This is a genomic window from Kordiimonas gwangyangensis DSM 19435 = JCM 12864 (assembly GCF_000375545.1).
In the GTDB taxonomy this organism is placed as follows: domain Bacteria; phylum Pseudomonadota; class Alphaproteobacteria; order Sphingomonadales; family Kordiimonadaceae; genus Kordiimonas; species Kordiimonas gwangyangensis.
The window spans coordinates 482542-500113 of sequence record NZ_AQXF01000002.1; the positions used below are offsets into that span (position 1 = coordinate 482542).

Genomic DNA, 17572 nt, shown 5'->3' on the forward strand with positions numbered 1-17572 from the left:
CTTTTATCCCAGTTTACGTTACGCGCCAATAGCTTCCAGTGCAGGAACGTAATTCAGGTTCTGGTCGCGCGCGACAGCTTCATAGGTGATCTTGCCTTCGCAAACGTTCAGGCCCTCGAGGAGATGCTTGTCGTCAGCGAGCGCTTTTTTCCAGCCCTTGTTCGCAATCGCCACAGCGTGACGGAGCGTCGCGTTGTTGAGCGCAAGCGTGGACGTGCGTGCAACGCCGCCCGGCATGTTCGCAACGCAGTAATGCACCACTTCGTCAACGATGTAGGTCGGGTTTTCGTGCGTCGTGGCTTTGGAGGTCGCGAAACAACCACCCTGGTCGATTGCTACGTCAACGAGCACGGAACCGCGCATCATCTTGCCGATCTGCTCACGGGAAACGAGCTTCGGTGCAGCCGCACCGGGGATGAGGACCGCGCCAACCACGAGGTCAGACGCCAATACATGCTCTTCAACCGCATCATTGGTGGAGAATACCGTCTTCACCTGACCCTTGAAGATATCGTCGAGCTGCTGCATGCGACGGATCGAACGGTCGAGGATGGTCACGTCCGCGCCCATGCCCACAGCCATGCGTGCCGCGTTGGTACCAACAACACCACCACCGATCACGGTTACCTTTGCAGGCGCCACACCCGGTACGCCGCCAAGCAGCATACCACGGCCGCCCTGGCTCATTTCAAGCGCGTGTGCGCCAGCCTGGATGGACATACGGCCAGCAACTTCCGACATCGGCGCGAGGAGCGGCAAGCCGCCAAAAGCGTCCGTCACGGTCTCGTAAGCGATGGCAATAGCACCGGACTTGATCAGGCCTTGTGTCTGCTCGGGATCGGGCGCGAGGTGCAGGTAGGTGTAGAGGATCTGACCCGGGCGGAGCATTTCACACTCAACAGCCTGCGGCTCTTTCACTTTCACGATCATGTCGGCTTTGGCAAAAATCTCGGCAGCCGTGTCGATGATCTTGGCGCCAACAGCTTCGTACATGTCGTCAGTGAAGCCGATTTCGAAACCGGCATTCTTCTGCACGATCACGTCGTGGCCGTTGTCGATAAGCTCGCGCGCGGAAGCCGGCGTCAGGCCAACACGATATTCGCGGTTCTTGATTTCCTTTGGAACACCTACAAGCATTATTCCCTCCTCAGATACTGGTGCTTGCACTGGAAAAGGGTGTCATCACCCTCCCCGTCACATGGCGCTCAATCTACGCGAATGCGCTTGGAATGTCCTTGCAAAGACATTCGTTTTATCGCACCTTCGCACATGAATTGACCAATATTTTAAATCTATAAGCAAGAATCTGCGAATGATTAACATTGATAAGATTGATCGTGCGATCCTCGACGCCCTGCAGCAAGACGGCAGACAGTCAAATGTGGAGCTCGCAAAAAAGGTGGGGCTGTCGGAAAGCGCGTGCCTGAGGCGGGTTAAGAACCTCGATGAAAAAGGCGTCATCACTCACTATACCGCCAATGTGAATGCGGCCGCCGTCGGCCTGCCTGGTTCGGTATTCGTGCGGGTGTCGCTTGTTGACCAGCAGGAAGAGAAACTGCGCAAGTTCGAAGAATCGGTGCGCAGCGTGCCGGAGGTGATGGAATGCTATCTGATGAGCGGGGATGTGGACTATATGATCCGTGTTGTCGTCAAGGGCGCGCCGGACTATGAGCGCATCCACAACACCCTCACCCGCTTGCCCGGCGTTGCGCGCATCCACTCAAGCTTTGCGCTAAGGACGGTACTGAAGCGGACAAGGCTGCCCCTGTCCGCGCAGAACCGTTAGGCGTCTTCAGCTTTGTTGGGCGCAGGCAGCATCAAAAGCCACGTGAGGCCAATGATGATGAAAAGTGCGCAGCCCGACAGAATGAATGGGTCGACATAGATTTTTTCATTAAAGGTGAAGGTACCCGCAGAGACCTTCTTCCAACCGTTAAAGTTCTGGAAGGCCGCGACAAAGGCGCCAAGGAAAGCAAACACGCTACCGATAAAGCGCAAAATCCAGTGTCGCGGATTCGGCAGCATCAGGATGATGCCCAAAAGAGCAATGACAGTACGCTGTGTGCGGCAGTATGGGCATTCATAGACTGCGCCCGTCAAATCCAGCGCCCACGCACCCACGCCGACAACAAGCGCAAGCAGACCAATCAACCGCAGCCGGCTGGTATAAGTTTCCAGTTCAAACAGGAACATAAGCCCTCCCCTCCTCAATGTATGCTCAAGCGTAGCATTAAAATTATGGAGGAGGAAACTGGCTTCTAACACATGCGGATTGCGGCGGGTTGGCACCCCTATGCGGTAAAGCGTTACCTGTCATATAACTTTATTTGTCAACTTAGTTGACATTTTATATGTCGGTGGCATTTTGAGGCCATGACCGATAACCGCAAAAGCCTTGACCTCACCCTTTATGACGCCGTGCAAACCACACGGCCTCTTATCCGCAATATTGTCGCGGCAGTTGATGCCACCTTGAAAGGAACAGGCGTTACGGTGGGTGTGCGGGCCGTGCTGGAGGTGTTGTTCGCAGCAGACAACGCCAGCCTGCCCGAAGTCACCAAACACCTGAACCTGACCCGCCAGTTCGCGCACCGCATGCTCGGTGAAGCGGCAGACGCGGGCTTTGTTGAGCGCAAACCCAGCCCGACCCGCAAGGGGGCTCATGTTTATCGCCTGACGAACAAAGGCCGCGAAGCCATCAAAGCCATCAGGGCACAAGAACAGGAATACTTACGCGCCTTTATGAAAGGCCATTCCGAAGAGGATCTACGGGCCTTTTGCCGTGTGCAATCCGCGCTCAACCGGTTTTTTGAAGATTTGCCCGCCCGGACCACGACAGCGAAAGAAAATCAAAAATGATCTATCCGCTATACACCCTTTGCGCCGCCTTGGGGCTTTTTATTCTCTGGGTAATGACCAGTATCTACCTGCTCCTGACGCCAACCAAGGGGCGGCCAATTAACAAGCAGGAACGCAGCAACAGCGCCCTTATCCTCATCGACATGCAGTCAGACTATACCCGCCGCGAAGGCAAAAACTCATATCGCCCGGAAGATGTCGAGACGCTTATCGGCAATGTAAACGCGCTGATCCGCAAGGCAGAAGCGCAAAACATGCCCGTCGTCACCATCCGGCAGGTCACCCACGGCAAACTGAAAATTGCCGTCAACCGCATGCTCGCGGGGCCTGAGGGGCTTGCAGGCAACCCCGGGATCTATTTCGATGACCGTATCAAAGTGAGCCCGACCGCCGATTTCGAGAAAGAGCGCGGGGACGCCTTCTCCACCCTTGCTTTTGAAGATTGGCTGGCAGCCAACAAAATCAGCCAGCTTTATATCGCGGGCATTGATGGCTGCTATTGCATCAAAAACACGTCATTCGGCGGAAGAAACCGGGACTATGATGTCACGATCATTGAAGATGCGACGCTGACGGTGTTCCCGGATCGCTGGACAAAGGTGCGCCAGCACCTCAAGGAAGCGGGCGCACGGTTCAGCAGCGTGGCTGCAGCTTTTTAGTCGAGCCAGCCAGGGACCGGCAGATTCTTTGAGCGCAGGAATTCAGGGTTAAAGAGCTTGGACTGGTAGCGAAGGCCGCTGTCGCACAGAAGCGTGACAATCGTGTGCCCCGGCCCCATCTGGCGCGCGAGGCGAATGGCACCCGCCACGTTAATGCCGGTCGAGGAGCCTACACACAGGCCTTCCTTGCGCAACAGGTCAAAGGCGATCGGCAACGCTTCTTCATCCGGGATCTGGAAGGCTTCATCGATGGGCGCATCTTCAAGGTTTTTGGTGATGCGCCCCTGCCCTATGCCCTCGGTTATGGAGCTGCCTTCAGCCTTCAGTTCCCCATGTTTGACATAGTTGTAGATGGCGGCACCCATAGGGTCCGCAAGTGCCACAACAATATCCTTGTTGAATTCCTTGAGGCCCATGCCGGTACCCACAAGCGAACCACCCGAACCGACCGCGGTAATAAAGGCATCAACCTTGCCGTCGGTCTGCGCCCATATTTCGCGCGCTGTGGTTTTGATATGGGCTTCACGGTTCGCCGTATTATCGAACTGGTTAGCCCAGATAACACCGTGTTCTTCCGTTGAAGCCAGCTCTTCCGCGAGCCTCTTGGCGACATGGTTGAAGTTCCCGGGGTTCGAATAGGGTGCCGCCGGCACAAGTTTGAGCCCCGCGCCCATAGTGCGGAGCGTATCAATCTTCTCCTGAGACTGGGTTTCCGGCATCACTATAAGCGTGCGGTAGCCTTTGGCGTTCGCGACAACCGTAAGGCCAATGCCCGTGTTGCCCGCGGTACCTTCCACGATCAGGCCACCCGGCTCCAACTCGCCGCGCCTCTCGGCTTCCTCAATGATATTGAGTGCAGGACGGTCCTTGAGCGACCCACCCGGATTGGCATATTCCGCCTTGCCAAGAATGGTGCAGCCCGTCAGTTCGGATGCATATTTCAGCTTGATAAGGGGTGTGTTGCCAATGGCAGCCAAGGCACCGGTACGCTCGCTCATCTGTCTCTCCACTCTCGCCCTCAGTTGCAGGCATATATCAGAAGCAGGTTCTTAAGTGGCATGGCATTGCGCCATTTCAAGATCAATATCAAGCGACTTTTGGAAGTTTACTAGAAAATTTTTCTGCTAGAATAAAAAACAGGCGCCAAAGCGCCTGTGTGATTTTCTATACATGTATTGTTAGTTGGATTTCTCTTCCAAGCCTTCCGCAATCAGGCGATCAATTTTCGCCTCCAGAAGGTCAAGCGGCAAACCACCCGAAGACAACACGGCATCATGGAAGGCACGCACGTCAAAACGATCACCGAGCGCCTTGGATGCCCGCTCGCGCAGCTCAACGAGCTTCAGCTCACCCATTTTGTAAGCAAGCGCCTGCCCCGGCCATGAGATATAGCGGTCCACTTCCGTGCGGATATTGTGCGTGGACAGTGCGGAGTTCTCTTCCATCAGCTTGATAGCCTCGGCCCGCGTCCAGCCCTTCATGTGCATGCCGGTATCGACCACAAGGCGGCAAGCGCGCCACATCTCATAGGTCAGGCGGCCAAAACGCTCATAAGGTGTCTCGTAGATGTCAAGCTCAAGGCCGAGGCGTTCGCTATAAAGGCCCCAGCCCTCACCGAAGGCGTGCGGATATATGCCAAGGCGGAACTCAGGCACATTCTCGAGCTCTTTCGAGAGGGCGATTTGCAGGTGGTGGCCCGGCACCGCTTCGTGGAGCGTGAGCGCAGGAAGTGTGTACAGCGGGCGCTTGTCGAGCGCATAGGTGTTCACCCAGTAATAGCCGCCCCGCGGTGCATCGAGCGGTGCACCGGAATAGCGGCCGGTGGTATAGTTGGGTGCAAGCACCTCAGGCACCGCCTCAACACCATAAGGCTGGCGCGGCAGCTTGCCAAACAGCTGCGGCAGGCGGCCGTCGATCTTCTTCGCGATATAGGATGCATGCATCAAGAGTTCTTTGGGCGATTTGGCGTAGAACTGCTCATCAGTGCGCAAGAACTGAAGAAACTCGGCAAAGCTGCCCTCAAACTTCACTTCCTGAATGATCTCTTCCATCTCGGCGCGGATACGGGCCACTTCCCGAAGGCCGATTTCATGCACCTCTTCCGCCGTCAGGTCAGACACCGTGGTATAGTAGCGCACCATGGCTTCATAATATTCCGTGCCGCCAGGTGTTTCGCTCACACCGATGCTTTCGCGCGCTGCCGGGTAATATTCCTCGGTCATGAAGGTGTTGAGCGCAGCATAGGCAGGCATCACTTCGCCCTCAATCGCGGCCTTGGCTTCCGTACGCAGGGCCTCCTGTTCTTCCGCGCTGATGCTATCGGTCATCTTGCGGAACGGGTCATAGAAGGTGCTGTCTTCCGCGTTCTCTTTCACAATGGCCGCAAATGACGGCAACAGGCCATCCAGCACCACCTTCGGCATGGTGAAGCCTTCATCCATGCCAACACGCATGTTGGCAATGTTCTCATTCAGGTAACGCGGCAGGTCTTCCATACGCTTGATGTACGCACGGTAATCATCTGCCTTGCGGAAATTGACCGAAGCCCCCATACGCGTCGGCCAGGTATGGAAGCCGCTATCGGAATAAAGTGGCATACGCCAAGTGCGGTATTTCGCGTCTGTCAGTCGGCTTTCGATCATGAAGCGGAACATGTCGTAATTGAGTTGGTCTTCGTCCGAAAGCCTGTCGCGCTTGATGGAGAGGAGCTCGGTGAGGAATGCTTTGTCTGCCGCCTCGCGCCGTGCTTCATCTTCAGGCGTCACCGTCGGCATGCGGTCTGCCACGGGGCGTGGTTTGCCGCGCGGGCCAGAGCCCGGATTTTCCTTATAGTGGTTTTCGCGCTCTTTCTGGAACAGTACATAAAGTGCGTTGGTTTCCTTCTTACTAGGCGCCGCCATCGCAGCCCCACTTGCAGCAAAGACCGCAATCAGGAACGCGCCCAAAATGCGCTTCAAGCCAATCGCCTGCATCTCTATCCTCCCCAATTTCACAGATAATTTTTCCGCCCGGGCGGTGATATCCGTCCTTGAATGTATTTCTTTCATGCGGAACAATCGCGCGCAAGTCAAATGGGAGGACATTATGTGGCTTAGAAAAACAATGACCGTTGCGGCGTTCCTGTGTGCCGTAGCCGGAGGGACAAACATGGCAGCAGCAGATGACAGCAAACCGGAATACGCCCTTGTGATCCACGGTGGCGCAGGCACCATCACGCGGGACAAACTGACACCGGAACTTGAGGCTGATATTCGCGCCACCCTGAATGAGGCGCTGTCGACCGGACAGACTATCCTGTCCTCAGGCGGTACGGCGCTAGATGCCATCACCGCGACCATTCAGGTGCTTGAGAATTCGCCCCACTTCAACGCGGGCAAAGGTGCGGTGTTCACCGCCGAAGGCAAGAACGAGCTGGATAGCTCGATCATGGACGGCTCAGACCTGAATGCAGGCGCGGTCTCCGGCGTTACGAACGTGAAAAACCCGATCACCCTCGCCCGCGCGGTGATGGAGAAATCGGTGCATGTCATGCTGCAGGGGCCGGGCGCGGAAAAGTTTGCGGACGAAAACGGTATCGAGCGCGCAGACGACGCGTATTTCTATACCGAATACCGCTGGAACCAGTTGCAGGACGCCAAAGCCAAGCAAAAAGGCCCGATCCTGGATCACGACGGCAAAAAACATTCGTCGGTCGAGGATATCACCAATGGCGACTATAAGTTTGGCACCGTGGGCGCTGTGGCGCGTGACAAACACGGTAACCTCGCCGCCGGCACATCCACAGGCGGCATGACCAACAAATCGCATGGCCGTGTGGGTGATGCACCCATCATCGGCGCGGGCACCTACGCCAACAATGAAAGCTGTGCAGTGTCAGCGACCGGCCACGGTGAGTATTTCATCCGCGCGACCGTTGCCCGCAATATCTGTGCACTGATGGAATATGCAGGCCTGAGCCTTGAGGATGCAGCCAATCGTGTGGTCAAGGACCAACTGGTGAAAATGGGCGGTGACGGCGGCATTATTGCTGTCGACAAGGACGGCAACACCGTGATGCCGTTCAATACACCAGGCATGTTCCGTGGCCGGGTGACAAGCGTCATGGATGCGGAAGTGGCGATCTACGAAGACTGAACTTCAGCCAATAAATGACATAAAGTAAGGGGAGCAAACTATTATCTTTGCTCCCCTTTTTACTATTCTAGAATGCAGCTCGGAACGAGAATTTCACATTCCGGCCCGGTAGCGGCACAAGGTCCTTCAGGAAGCTGGTATGCTGCCGCGCTTCCACGTTGCCGAGGTTGTTGCCGCGCACTTCAAACGCAAGGTCCTTGTTATCAAACGGACGCAGGGTCAGATAGGCGTTCCAGATGAGATAGTCATCTGTCGGCAGTTCATGGGCGGTTATGCGGTTTTGCTCCGCCTCGTATTCAAGCTCGGTCCGGATATCAAAGAGATCTGCCCGGGCCTCGACCCCGATAAGTGCAGAGAATGGTGGGATACGCGGCAGGTTGTCATTGCCTGCAACATCCTTCAGCTTCGCCCGCACCATGTCGGCCTGGGCATCGAGGTGCAGGTCAATGTCTCCAAAGGTTTCGGTAGCATAGGTCCCAGCGTGGAATTCGGCCTTGGCTTCAAAGCCATAGAGGCGAGCATCCTGTGCGGTGAAGGCAAATACCTCAAGACCGTCTTCCTCGTCGCCCGTCGCACGCTCGTAGATGAAATCATCATAGTCGGTCATGAAGCCATTGAGGACAAAACTGAACTCTTCCGTCGAATAGTTGAACGTTGCTTCAATGCCGAGTGCGGTTTCAAGACCAAGCGTGTTATCCCCAAGCTCAAAGGCGCTGGTAGCAAGGTGCGGGCCGTTCGAGTAAAGCTCTTCCGTGGATGGCGCACGCTCGGTGCGGAACACCGACACGCCGACGAAGGTGTCCTCACCAAGGTCGTACCCTGCCCCAGCTGAGAGGCTGAACCCATCAAACGAACGATCATCGTTCGGTGTGGCATCAACCTCATATTTTGTGTGCTCGTACCGGCCCCCCACATCAAGCTGCCACCTGCCCAGCGTGAAGTCTTTGACGGTGTAGACACCCATTTGCGTGCTGACGGTCGAAGGCACAAAGGCTTCGTCGCCGATAGCCGAAAAATCGCGTCGACGCATCTGGAAGCCGGTTGAGCCTTTCCATGTCTCGCCACCCTTCTCGGCAAGATCAAGGCGGCCCTCCCAGCCTTTATTGCTGAATACAGTGCCGATTTCGCCGCCCTCGATCTCGGCATGTTCATAGTCGGCGTAGCCAAAGCGCAGCTTGGCTTTGCGGAACCAGCCAAAATCACCCTCCAGTTCACCGTTCAGATCAAAACGGGTCTGGTCAAGGTCGATAGTCACGCCTTCCTCATCATGGCCCTCTTCTTCATGATCTTCTTCTTCGTGGTCATCGCCCTCTTCTTCATGGCCATGACTGTGCCCAGGCACTCCATATTGGCTATCGAGTTTCCGCACATTGATGCCGAAGAAACCGTTATCGAACACCATGCTGGCACCGACGGAGCCGCCCTTCGTTTCGGTTGCCGAATTTTCAGCTACGCCGAACGCTTCTTCATGATCTTCATCATGGTCTTCGCCTTCCTCGTGGTCGTGCTCTTCTTCCTCGAGCGCGCGGAGGGCTGCGGATTCCGAATACCCCGGAATTTTATAATCCTCGGTTTTGCGATAAAGCGCATCACCGTGCAGCACGAGGTCAGCACCACCAAGCTTAGCAACGCGGGNATTGATTGCGCCCGTCAACTCGTCGCCGTCATCCACGGTGGAGTGGCTGTAGCGGAACGCACCTTCCGCGCCACCTTCAGGCACAAATGTGGGAATGCGGCCATCAAAGACGTTCACAACACCACCCGCGGCCGAACTGCCATACATCAGCATGGCTGTGCCACGCAGGATCTCAATACGCTCCGCGAGCGCAGGTTCAACCGCTGCTGCGTGATCAGGGCTTGTAGACGATGCGTCAATTGAGCCGATACCCGCGTCAAGTACACGGATGCGGTCGCCACCCAGGCCGCGGATGATGGGGCGACTGGCTCCGGGCCCAAAGAAAGTGGACGACATGCCGGGCTCGTGCTTCAAAGTTTCCCCGAGCGAACCATCAAGCTGGCGCAGGATATCTTCCTTGCGCATGATGGTCGCGCCGAGGATGGTTTCACCCAGCTTGCGCCCCTCATAAGCGCCGGAGACAACGATTTCTTCCATCTTGTCTTCGTGAGGCGGCGCTTCAGCGTGCACGAATGGGGACACTGACGCGATGGCAGCAAAAGAGGATGTTGCCAACAGCAAGCGTTTGGTGGTGTGGTTTACATCTGAAAAACGTATCATTTTTGTTTCCTGAATCCCTGAAATAGGTAACTTCGCGGACCATCGTGCCCGCGGACTAACTGCGATCTGGCTCAGGAAAACAGCGGTGGTGCCCGGATGTGGCCAAGGCTTGATGTGGGCGCTGATATAGCAGCAGGCACAGGCAACAGATAGGAGACAGCATAGTCTTCCGGCACCTGTATCGCAGGCGCAGCACCGGGTACATCCGGGGTGCTCTCTGCAAATTTACAAAGGATACAGCCACGCTCGACCGGCGTATCAGCCGCATGGTCGATGACATGCACCGCGAGCGCCGACTGCAACACCATGTATACCATGGTGATGAGGGCCCGGAGCACGGACTGCATATGAATGAAACGTGTCAAAACTTCTCTCTCACATCACTTGAAAGCCACCAGTCGCGTAAAACGCATGGCGGCAAACAGACCGGGAAAATCCGGCAACTGGCCTAGTGATGGCGAGGGGGTGCCCTGATGGCAGAATATTCGGCGTCTGGTGATGCGCTGATGCTGACCTGCGCGGTCTGATGATGCTCAAGCCATTCCGGCGCAACAATCGTGAGAACCGGGCTCGTCAGATCCGCGCTGGATGCCTGTTTGCACACGGTCGAGATAATGCAGGGATGCCCGTCGTGGGAATGTTTACTTTCGCCGTAGGCGGCAGCGTGTGCGCTGGCAATGATCTGCGCGACAACAAAAAGGCCAATCAGCCAAGGTAGAAACCTTGCCAACTTCCCTTTCCGCAATGTCGAGTGAATTGCCATTCTGTTCCCTGCTGATCATGCAACATGCGTGACGCCCCAATGTGGGCACCTATGCTATAGTGTAGCATATATCAAATATCACACGACGAAGCGTTTCTGCAATACGACTAACCGAGTTCGTCGAGCAGTGCGTCCAGCGGGTCAATGGGCTTTGTGCCGACAACTTTATCGGCGAGGAAGTCCTCAGGTTTGTCCGTCCCGTCGAAGCGGTCGACATCAAGTGACGTGCGGTGGATTTCTTCACCCAGCACCTGATTGATCACCAGCAGCAGCTGGCGCCGATTGATGGGTTTGGTGACAACGTCCTCCATCCCTGCCTGCTTGAACCGTTCAAGCTGCTCAGGGAATGCGTCAGCAGTGCAGCCAACGATCGGGACCTTGGCTTTGACACCTTCCATCGCCCGTATCCATTTGGTGGCGTCGATACCACCAAGGACCGGCATCTGGATATCCATCAGGATCAGGTCGAAATCACGCTCTTCCACTAGGCTGCATGCCTGCGCGCCGTTTTCAACCGCCGTCAGGTCGTGGCCAAGCTTACCAAGCATATTGGCAAGGATGCGCTGGTTGATCAGGTTATCGTCCGCCACAAGGATTTTAAGCTTCCGCCGCGCTTCACCGTCCACAAGCGTGGACACGGGGTCGAACATGGCATCCGGCACGATGTCCGCTTCATCAGCTTCCTCGCAGAGGAAGGTGAACCAGAAAGTCGCTCCGTCGCCCTCCTCGCTTGTGACACCAATCTCGCCACCCAGCAGCGCACAAAGCTGCTTACAGATCGCGAGCCCCAGGCCCGTCCCACCAAAACGCCGTGTTGTGGAGGCGTCTGCTTGGGTGAACTTCTGGAACAGTTTGCGCTGCGCGTCGCGGCTGATGCCAATGCCGGTGTCCACAACCGAAATTTTAACTCGTATCTGGTCGCCCTCACGGTTTTCCTGCTCTGCGCGGATGATCACGCCGCCACGTTCGGTGAACTTGATCGCATTGCCGACAAGGTTGAAAAGGATCTGCCGCAGTCGCGTCGGGTCAGAATAAATAACCGGGGGCAAATGTTTGTCACACTGCCACGAAACACTAAGGCCCTTCTCAGTCGCCTTCGGCTCAAGGAAATGAACGGTATCACCGATGACTTTCTCAAGACGTGTCGCCTGATTTTCCAGCTCGACCTTGCCGGCCTCAAGCTTGGAAATGTCGAGAATATCGTTGATCACGGTGAGCAATGTTTGTGCGGACTGCTGGAGTGTCACGGCAAAATGGTGCTGGTTCTCATCCAGTTCGGTGTCCATCAGCAGGTCGATCATGCCTATCACACCGTTGAGCGGTGTGCGGATTTCGTGGCTCATGGTCGCAAGGAATTCAGACTTGGCAACGTTCGCAGATTCGGCTGCGTCACGGGCTTTTGAAAGCTCGTTGGCGAGCTTGGCAAATGCTTCGCGCTGCTCCTTGAGCACAGCCTCGTTGCGACGCTTGTCTTGCACAACCTGCTGAAGGTTATATTCCACCTCGGAAAATTCGGCGAGGCGCGCACGGGTATTTTCCGTGGCCTTTCGCAGGTGCGCCAGCACGGAGAGCAGTTCCTCCTGCCCCTCAAGCGCGCTTTCTGCTTCCTCGGAAATCGCCTCACCGGTCAACACCGCAGCCTGTACACCCTCGACAAAAGCTTCCGCCGGTTTGACGATGCGGCGCTCAAAGGTGATTTGAAGGGCAACACCCACAATGCCCCCAAGGAAGCCAGCGGCAAGCACCGCAAGGAAGGAAACAGGAGAACCGGGCGCAAGCATGACCGGGATACACGCCCCACCTGCGGCGGTAAGGCTCAAAATCCACGGAAGTGCTTTAAGCGATTTCGACATACGGATCCGGTACTTGGTTTCAACACACTAAGGCGCGGCATCGAAGGTACTTTGTTCCTGCCCGTTAGGCAACCGACAGATGCACCATGCTAGAACTGCACGCGCTTTGTGAAACCACCGTCGACAATCATATTCGTGCGCGTGACCCAGCTGGCGGCCGGACTGGCAAGGAAAGCCACACAGTTCGCAACTTCCCGCACCGTACCAAGGCGGCCTTGCGGATGGCGCGCCTCAGTTGCCTGGTAGGTTTCCGGCTGCGCGCGTTTAACACTGCCCCAAAATCCGTCATCAACGTGAATGGGGCCTGGCGACACCGTGTTCACACGTATGCCGTGCGGTGCGGCAACGGCACCAAGCTGGCTCGCATAAGCCACCAGGCCAGCCTTGACCGTATTGTAGGCGCTAGGCGCACCAAAATCTTCTAGTCCGGCGATGCTGGCAATCACCACGATTGCGCCAGCGCCTGATGCGGCGAGATGTGGCAACATCGCCTCGCAGCCCCTGACCGTGGCCATGAGGTCAACGTCAAAGGCTGATTTCCAGCCTTCTTCGCCCGCTTGTGCACCACCACTCACATTCGGCACAAAAATATCGGCACCGCCAAGCGCTTCAACACTCCCGGATAGCCAGCTTGCGTATGCCTCGGCGTCAGAGACATCGACGGCAGTAGCGGCCACTTCGTGCCCCTGCGCTTGCAGTTCTAACACACGCGCTTTCACCTGCGCGGCGTCGCGGGCACAGAATGCAACCTTCGCGCCCTCAGCCAGAAAGCAGTCCACGATCGCAGCACCAATGCCGCGCGTGCCACCGGTCACCAGTACACGTTTTCCTGACAGTCCGAGATCCATGAGGCTTCCTCCCGCTTGCGGTGAGGGGCCGCCTAGCTTGCGGTCGCCTCAGCCCGTGCCATATCGCGCAGTTCGCGGCGCAAAACCTTGCCCACAGGGGACTTTGGCAGCTCATCCACGAACCTGATCGTCTTCGGCACCTTATAGCCGGTAAGGTGTTCGCGGCAATGGCTTATTACCGCCTCTTCCGTGAGGGCTGCGTCACCACGCACAATGTAAGCGACCACTTTTTCGCCGCTCTCATCATCTGGTGCGCCAACCACTGCAGCCTCGGCCACCGGTGCAAAGCGCGTCAGCACATCTTCCACGTCCGTCGGGTACACGTTAAAGCCCGAGACAATGACCATGTCTTTCTTGCGGTCAACGATAGAGAGATACCCCTCGTCGTCCATCACACCGATATCACCGGTCTTGAGCCAACCGTCCTTGGTAATGGTCTCAGCCGTTGCTTCAGGATTATTCAGGTAGCCGCGCATGATCTGCGGGCCACGGACCCACAGCTCACCCGGCTGGCCTATTGGTAACTCGTTCTCATCTTCGTCCACGATGCGGATTTCTGTGCCCGGTATAGGAATGCCGCAGGTGCCGCGCTTGGGCGGCATATTGAACGGCATAGAGGAGACCACACAGGTACCTTCCGTCAGGCCATAGCCTTCATAGATGGCTGCGCCAGTCAGTTTTTCCCACTTATCAGCTGTCGCGGGCTGCAGGGGCGCCGCGCCAGAAAAACAGAATTTCAGCGTGGTCGGCGGGTTTTTGACAAACCATTCCTCATGCAAAAGACCAAGATACAGCGTGTTCACGCCGGGCATGACGGTGATATTGAACTTTTCAAACACCGGCTTGAGGTTGGATAGCGGACGCGGCACTGGCACGAGCACCACATGCACCCCTGTGTACATGCTGTTGAGCATGCCAACCGCCAGCGCATATACGTGGTAAAGCGGCAGGATCAGCATCATGCATTCGCCGTCTTCCCGTTCGATATCATTGCGCTTGTTTGCCTGCGAGATATTCCCCACCACGTTGCCGTGGGTCAGCTCCGCCCCCTTGCTGCGGCCAGTGGTGCCGCCTGTATACTGGAAAATGGCAACCTCGTCCGCGCCTTTGCCTCTACGGTAGCTCGCAACATCAAGCCCACGCGTCAGATGCTTCTGGCCAGCCTTCAGTACGCTTGAGAGTGTCCCTGCTGTTGGCGCGTTCAGGGGTGGCACAGCCTTTTTCACGTATTTAAGAGCAAAACCGAGCAGCTTACGTGGCAGCGCCGGGAACAGGTCCACAAGCGAGAGAGTATAAACACGCTCGACTGACGTTCCTTCTATTGACTGGCGGATACGGTCACCAAATACATCGATGACAAACCAGACCTTGGCCTTGCTGTCCTTGAGCTGATGGTTGGTCTCGTCAGTGGTGTAAAGCGGATTGACGTTGGTCGCGACCAGACCAGCCTTCAGAATACCAAATGCCAGCACCGGGTATGCCAATGTGTTCGGGCACTGCACCGCAACCACGTCACCCGGCTTCAGGCCAAGATCTTCACGCAGATAAGCCGCAACAGCATCGGACATACGTCCCACATCACCGAACGTCAGTGTGTGGTGGTGCCCTGTCGGCAACACACAACTGACGGAGGGTTTATCTCCATGTTCAGCGACACAAGCGTCAACCAGCTCACCAAGATGGTTCGCGAGCATATCCTCTTCGGTAAATGTTACTTGCGCCATTCTAGAACCTTCCATTTTTATTCCCACCCTTCCCAGGTATTATTCGTCATTCCGGCGCAGCTTCAAGCCTGCTCATAAGCTTGTCCGGTTTGTCGAGCAGCTCGGCAAATTCTTCGGCCATACGGTAACTTTCATCAATCACCGTACGCCAATAGGCCCAGCGTTCATTATCTTCGAGTTCGGTAAAGTTTTTCCTATCAGGAATGCGCCCGCCCGGTAGCGCCGCAACAAATTCGTCGCTGGGTGCCAAAATCAGTTGCTCGTCAAGCACATCGGCCCCTGCCCGGCGGTTTTTCCGCAGTTTATCGAACCAACCCGGCGTGAGATGGCTGTAAAAATGCGGGTAAAGCACGATGCCGTCGGCGTATGACCAAGGCACATCAAAATGATAGTCGATCACCCCACCATCCCGGTAAACGCCCGGCGGCGCGCCTTCGATATCAACCACAGGGTCAACTGCAAACGGAATGGAGCCCGACGCCATAAGCGCGTCATGCACGGACGACTGTCGCAGTTTCACGTCTATGCGGGCAAAATCCTGCCATAGCGGCGAACACGCAACTGTGTCACCGGAGTAAAATACAGCGCGGCGGAAAAACCGGCCAAGCGCCGCCCGGCTGATTGCATTAGCAGACGCGGCCGCAAGCAGCCCCGCACCTTCCACGAAGCGGCTCTCGCTGGCTGTTGGCCCTTCACAGCGCACCGCAACGATGTTGAGGTTGCGGTTGCTATTTGAGAGAATTGCTTCACGTTCTGTCTGGCCAAGCACCTCTTCAAGGATACGGTAAGACGCGAGGCTTACAGCCTTTGGCGTGCTGCCGTCTTCTTTACGGAAGGTAAAATACGCGCGCTCAAACTCGTTCAGCATACGCCGTGGTTCAGGGTGGCTTGCAATTGTCATGCGCCATGCGCCGATGGAGGACCCAACGAGGTCTATTTTCTGCGTCGCCTGCGGCAGCCACTGGCCGAGAACAAAATCGTCGAGACCGCGAAGCACAAGCCACTTCGGCCCGCCGGACGCACCCACAACCATACGGATAAGCGAAGGCGTGAGACCTTCACTTTCAATACGTTTTTTCGCTGTTTTTCCGGCAACAAGCCTGAGGGCCTGCATATATTCCCCAATCGTAGGTGTTCTGGCTTAGTGACGAAAATAAATGGCTCGACCGCTTTTTCAAGACTAATCGGTCCAGAATTTCAGGAAAGCTTCAAAATCAAGCAAAAGCAAGCAATAGAGAGACGATGGAACGCGCTTCATTGGTGAGAAGGCCGCCTTCACGGCACAGCCCTTCAAGGTCACCCAATGTTACCCAGAATGATCCGGTCTCTTCAGGCAGGCAGACACCTTCGTCAAGTCGTTCGACCGCATAGCGTGAACACGCCAGCATGAAGCGACCACCCTCGTCGGATTGCCTGATCTCCACAAGCGGCGTACCAGTGCGCGCTCGAACAAGTTCGTTCAGCCAATCCGGCTGCGTATGCGCATTTTCAGCCTTGTAACTGGGACCAAACTCAACTCCACCTGTAAGGCCGAGCTCATATGCGGGCCTGAGAAGGAACTTGAGCACGCCATCACGCACCTGCGAAAACAACACCACTTCGTCCTCTGAGGAGGAGAGCATAAGCGGTTGGTCCCACTCAGTTTTCTCCCGTTCTGGCGCCTTCACTTGATAGTGCCGCACTTCAAGTGGAGAAACAGTACCTCCTGCAGCGACGACACGAGATGGCTGAATGTCCCACCCATCAAGGGCATTCAGTGCAACTGTCGTGGTCACAAGCACAACATCCTGCCGCATTTGATACAAAAAGTCTTTGAGTTGCCCGGCACTGCACCCTTCTGAGTGCTCGCGATATGACACATCAAAGCCTAGCTGAATTGCTTCATCACGCTGGAATGGCACCCCGTCGCCCGCTATGTAAAGCCACGGCGCACAAACAATGACCGATCGTGCATCTGTATTGATGGCATAATCTGACCGCAACGCCGTTCGCATATCAGCAGCCGTCAGCCAGCGGAAGCATGTCGCCACTTCGTCAATCTGCTCGGCCAGTTCCGCAACACAGTTGCGGTTGAACTTGCGCAGGAAACGGGTCCCTTGCTCAGATTGCAAGCTGTCTGCCGCGAAGACCGCATTCGTGGCGGTAAAATACTCCAGATATTCTGTAGCGGCACCGCCATGTTTGCGCATGTAGTTGCTGAAGGTCGCCTGAACGGTTGGCGCCAGTTGTACAGCCTTCATATTGCCGGGTTCGGCCTTTGCTTGTACCAGCCATTTGGTGTCGCCATCGCCGACGTGAACCAGAAAACCGAGAATCCCGCCCTCAGGTTGGTTGATGATGGGTTGGCAGACGCCATTGAGCGGTTTGAAGTTTGATGTCGCCTGTACTCCCTCAACCGAAAAGAAACTCCCGGTTTGGTGCCTTAAGGCTTCGCCGGAAACCAGCCACTCGCGGCTCTCGGCGAAAGGAATGGCTTCAAATTGCATGCGGCTTTGC

General features: G+C 56.1%; 16 protein-coding genes. 4 read left to right on the top strand and 12 right to left on the bottom strand.

Annotated features, from left to right (window positions below; genetic code table 11):
• Positions 1-18: 18 nt before the first annotated feature.
• Positions 19-1137: an alanine dehydrogenase gene (ald, locus tag B150_RS0107220; protein WP_020399231.1), complete on the bottom strand. Its 1119-nt coding sequence runs from the start codon at positions 1135-1137 to the stop codon at positions 19-21.
• A gap of 175 nt (positions 1138-1312) precedes the next feature.
• Here ald and B150_RS0107225 point away from each other — a divergent pair, with 175 nt between their 5' ends.
• On the top strand, positions 1313-1786 hold the full coding sequence (locus B150_RS0107225) for an Lrp/AsnC family transcriptional regulator (RefSeq protein WP_020399232.1): 474 nt from the start codon (positions 1313-1315) through the stop codon (positions 1784-1786).
• Here B150_RS0107225 and B150_RS0107230 read toward each other — a convergent pair.
• Positions 1783-2193 (bottom strand): disulfide bond formation protein B, encoded by a 411-nt coding sequence (locus B150_RS0107230; RefSeq protein ID WP_020399233.1) that lies wholly within the window; start codon positions 2191-2193, stop codon positions 1783-1785. The genes B150_RS0107225 and B150_RS0107230 overlap by 4 nt on opposite strands.
• Positions 2194-2373: 180 nt before the next feature.
• Between B150_RS0107230 and B150_RS20085 the strand changes: the two genes are divergently transcribed.
• Together B150_RS20085 and B150_RS0107240 are read left to right on the top strand one after the other, a co-directional pair.
• Positions 2374-2859, top strand: a complete 486-nt coding sequence (locus tag B150_RS20085; RefSeq protein WP_020399234.1) for a MarR family winged helix-turn-helix transcriptional regulator — start codon at positions 2374-2376, stop codon at positions 2857-2859.
• Entirely contained in the window at positions 2856-3518 is a 663-nt protein-coding gene (locus tag B150_RS0107240) for a cysteine hydrolase family protein (RefSeq protein WP_020399235.1), read from the top strand. The genes B150_RS20085 and B150_RS0107240 overlap by 4 nt, the downstream gene beginning before the upstream one ends.
• Here the strand turns inward: B150_RS0107240 and B150_RS0107245 are convergent.
• Both B150_RS0107245 and B150_RS0107250 read right to left on the bottom strand, forming a co-directional pair.
• Positions 3515-4516 (bottom strand): cysteine synthase A, encoded by a 1002-nt coding sequence (locus B150_RS0107245; RefSeq protein WP_020399236.1) that lies wholly within the window; start codon positions 4514-4516, stop codon positions 3515-3517. The two genes, B150_RS0107240 and B150_RS0107245, sit on opposite strands and share 4 nt — an antisense overlap.
• A 180-nt stretch (positions 4517-4696) precedes the next feature.
• Complete coding sequence (locus tag B150_RS0107250) at positions 4697-6490, bottom strand: DUF885 domain-containing protein (RefSeq protein ID WP_020399237.1); 1794 nt, start codon at positions 6488-6490, stop codon at positions 4697-4699.
• A 175-nt stretch (positions 6491-6665) separates the two neighbouring features.
• Here B150_RS0107250 and B150_RS0107255 point away from each other — a divergent pair, with 175 nt between their 5' ends.
• Positions 6666-7652 carry an isoaspartyl peptidase/L-asparaginase family protein gene (locus B150_RS0107255; RefSeq protein WP_020399238.1) on the top strand — a complete coding sequence of 329 codons (987 nt, stop codon included), beginning with the start codon at positions 6666-6668 and terminating at the stop codon, positions 7650-7652.
• A gap of 67 nt (positions 7653-7719) precedes the next feature.
• Here the strand turns inward: B150_RS0107255 and B150_RS0107260 are convergent, their stop codons facing one another.
• The 8 genes from B150_RS0107260 to B150_RS0107295 all read right to left on the bottom strand — a co-directional run bounded on the left by B150_RS0107260 (position 7720) and on the right by B150_RS0107295 (position 17562).
• Complete coding sequence (locus B150_RS0107260; protein ID WP_020399239.1) at positions 7720-9888, bottom strand: TonB-dependent receptor; 2169 nt, start codon at positions 9886-9888, stop codon at positions 7720-7722.
• Between the two features lie 71 nt (positions 9889-9959).
• Positions 9960-10253: a hypothetical protein gene (locus B150_RS0107265; protein ID WP_020399240.1), complete on the bottom strand. Its 294-nt coding sequence runs from the start codon at positions 10251-10253 to the stop codon at positions 9960-9962.
• Positions 10254-10336: 83 nt separating this feature from the next.
• Entirely contained in the window at positions 10337-10618 is a 282-nt protein-coding gene (locus B150_RS0107270) for a hypothetical protein (protein ID WP_020399241.1), read from the bottom strand.
• A 140-nt stretch (positions 10619-10758) separates the two neighbouring features.
• Positions 10759-12504, bottom strand: coding sequence for an ATP-binding protein (locus B150_RS20090; protein WP_020399242.1), 1746 nt, complete (start codon positions 12502-12504; stop codon positions 10759-10761).
• A gap of 89 nt (positions 12505-12593) precedes the next feature.
• Complete coding sequence (locus B150_RS0107280; RefSeq protein WP_020399243.1) at positions 12594-13352, bottom strand: SDR family NAD(P)-dependent oxidoreductase; 759 nt, start codon at positions 13350-13352, stop codon at positions 12594-12596.
• Between the two features lie 32 nt (positions 13353-13384).
• The gene (locus B150_RS0107285; RefSeq protein ID WP_020399244.1) at positions 13385-15076 is read right to left on the bottom strand and encodes an AMP-binding protein; all 1692 of its coding nucleotides are present in this window, start codon (positions 15074-15076) and stop codon (positions 13385-13387) included.
• Between the two features lie 46 nt (positions 15077-15122).
• Entirely contained in the window at positions 15123-16190 is a 1068-nt protein-coding gene (locus B150_RS0107290) for a patatin-like phospholipase family protein (protein WP_020399245.1), read from the bottom strand.
• 100 nt (positions 16191-16290) lie between these two features.
• Positions 16291-17562, bottom strand: coding sequence for an NDP-hexose 2,3-dehydratase family protein (locus tag B150_RS0107295; protein WP_162139670.1), 1272 nt, complete (start codon positions 17560-17562; stop codon positions 16291-16293).
• Between the last annotated feature and the right edge of the window lie 10 nt (positions 17563-17572).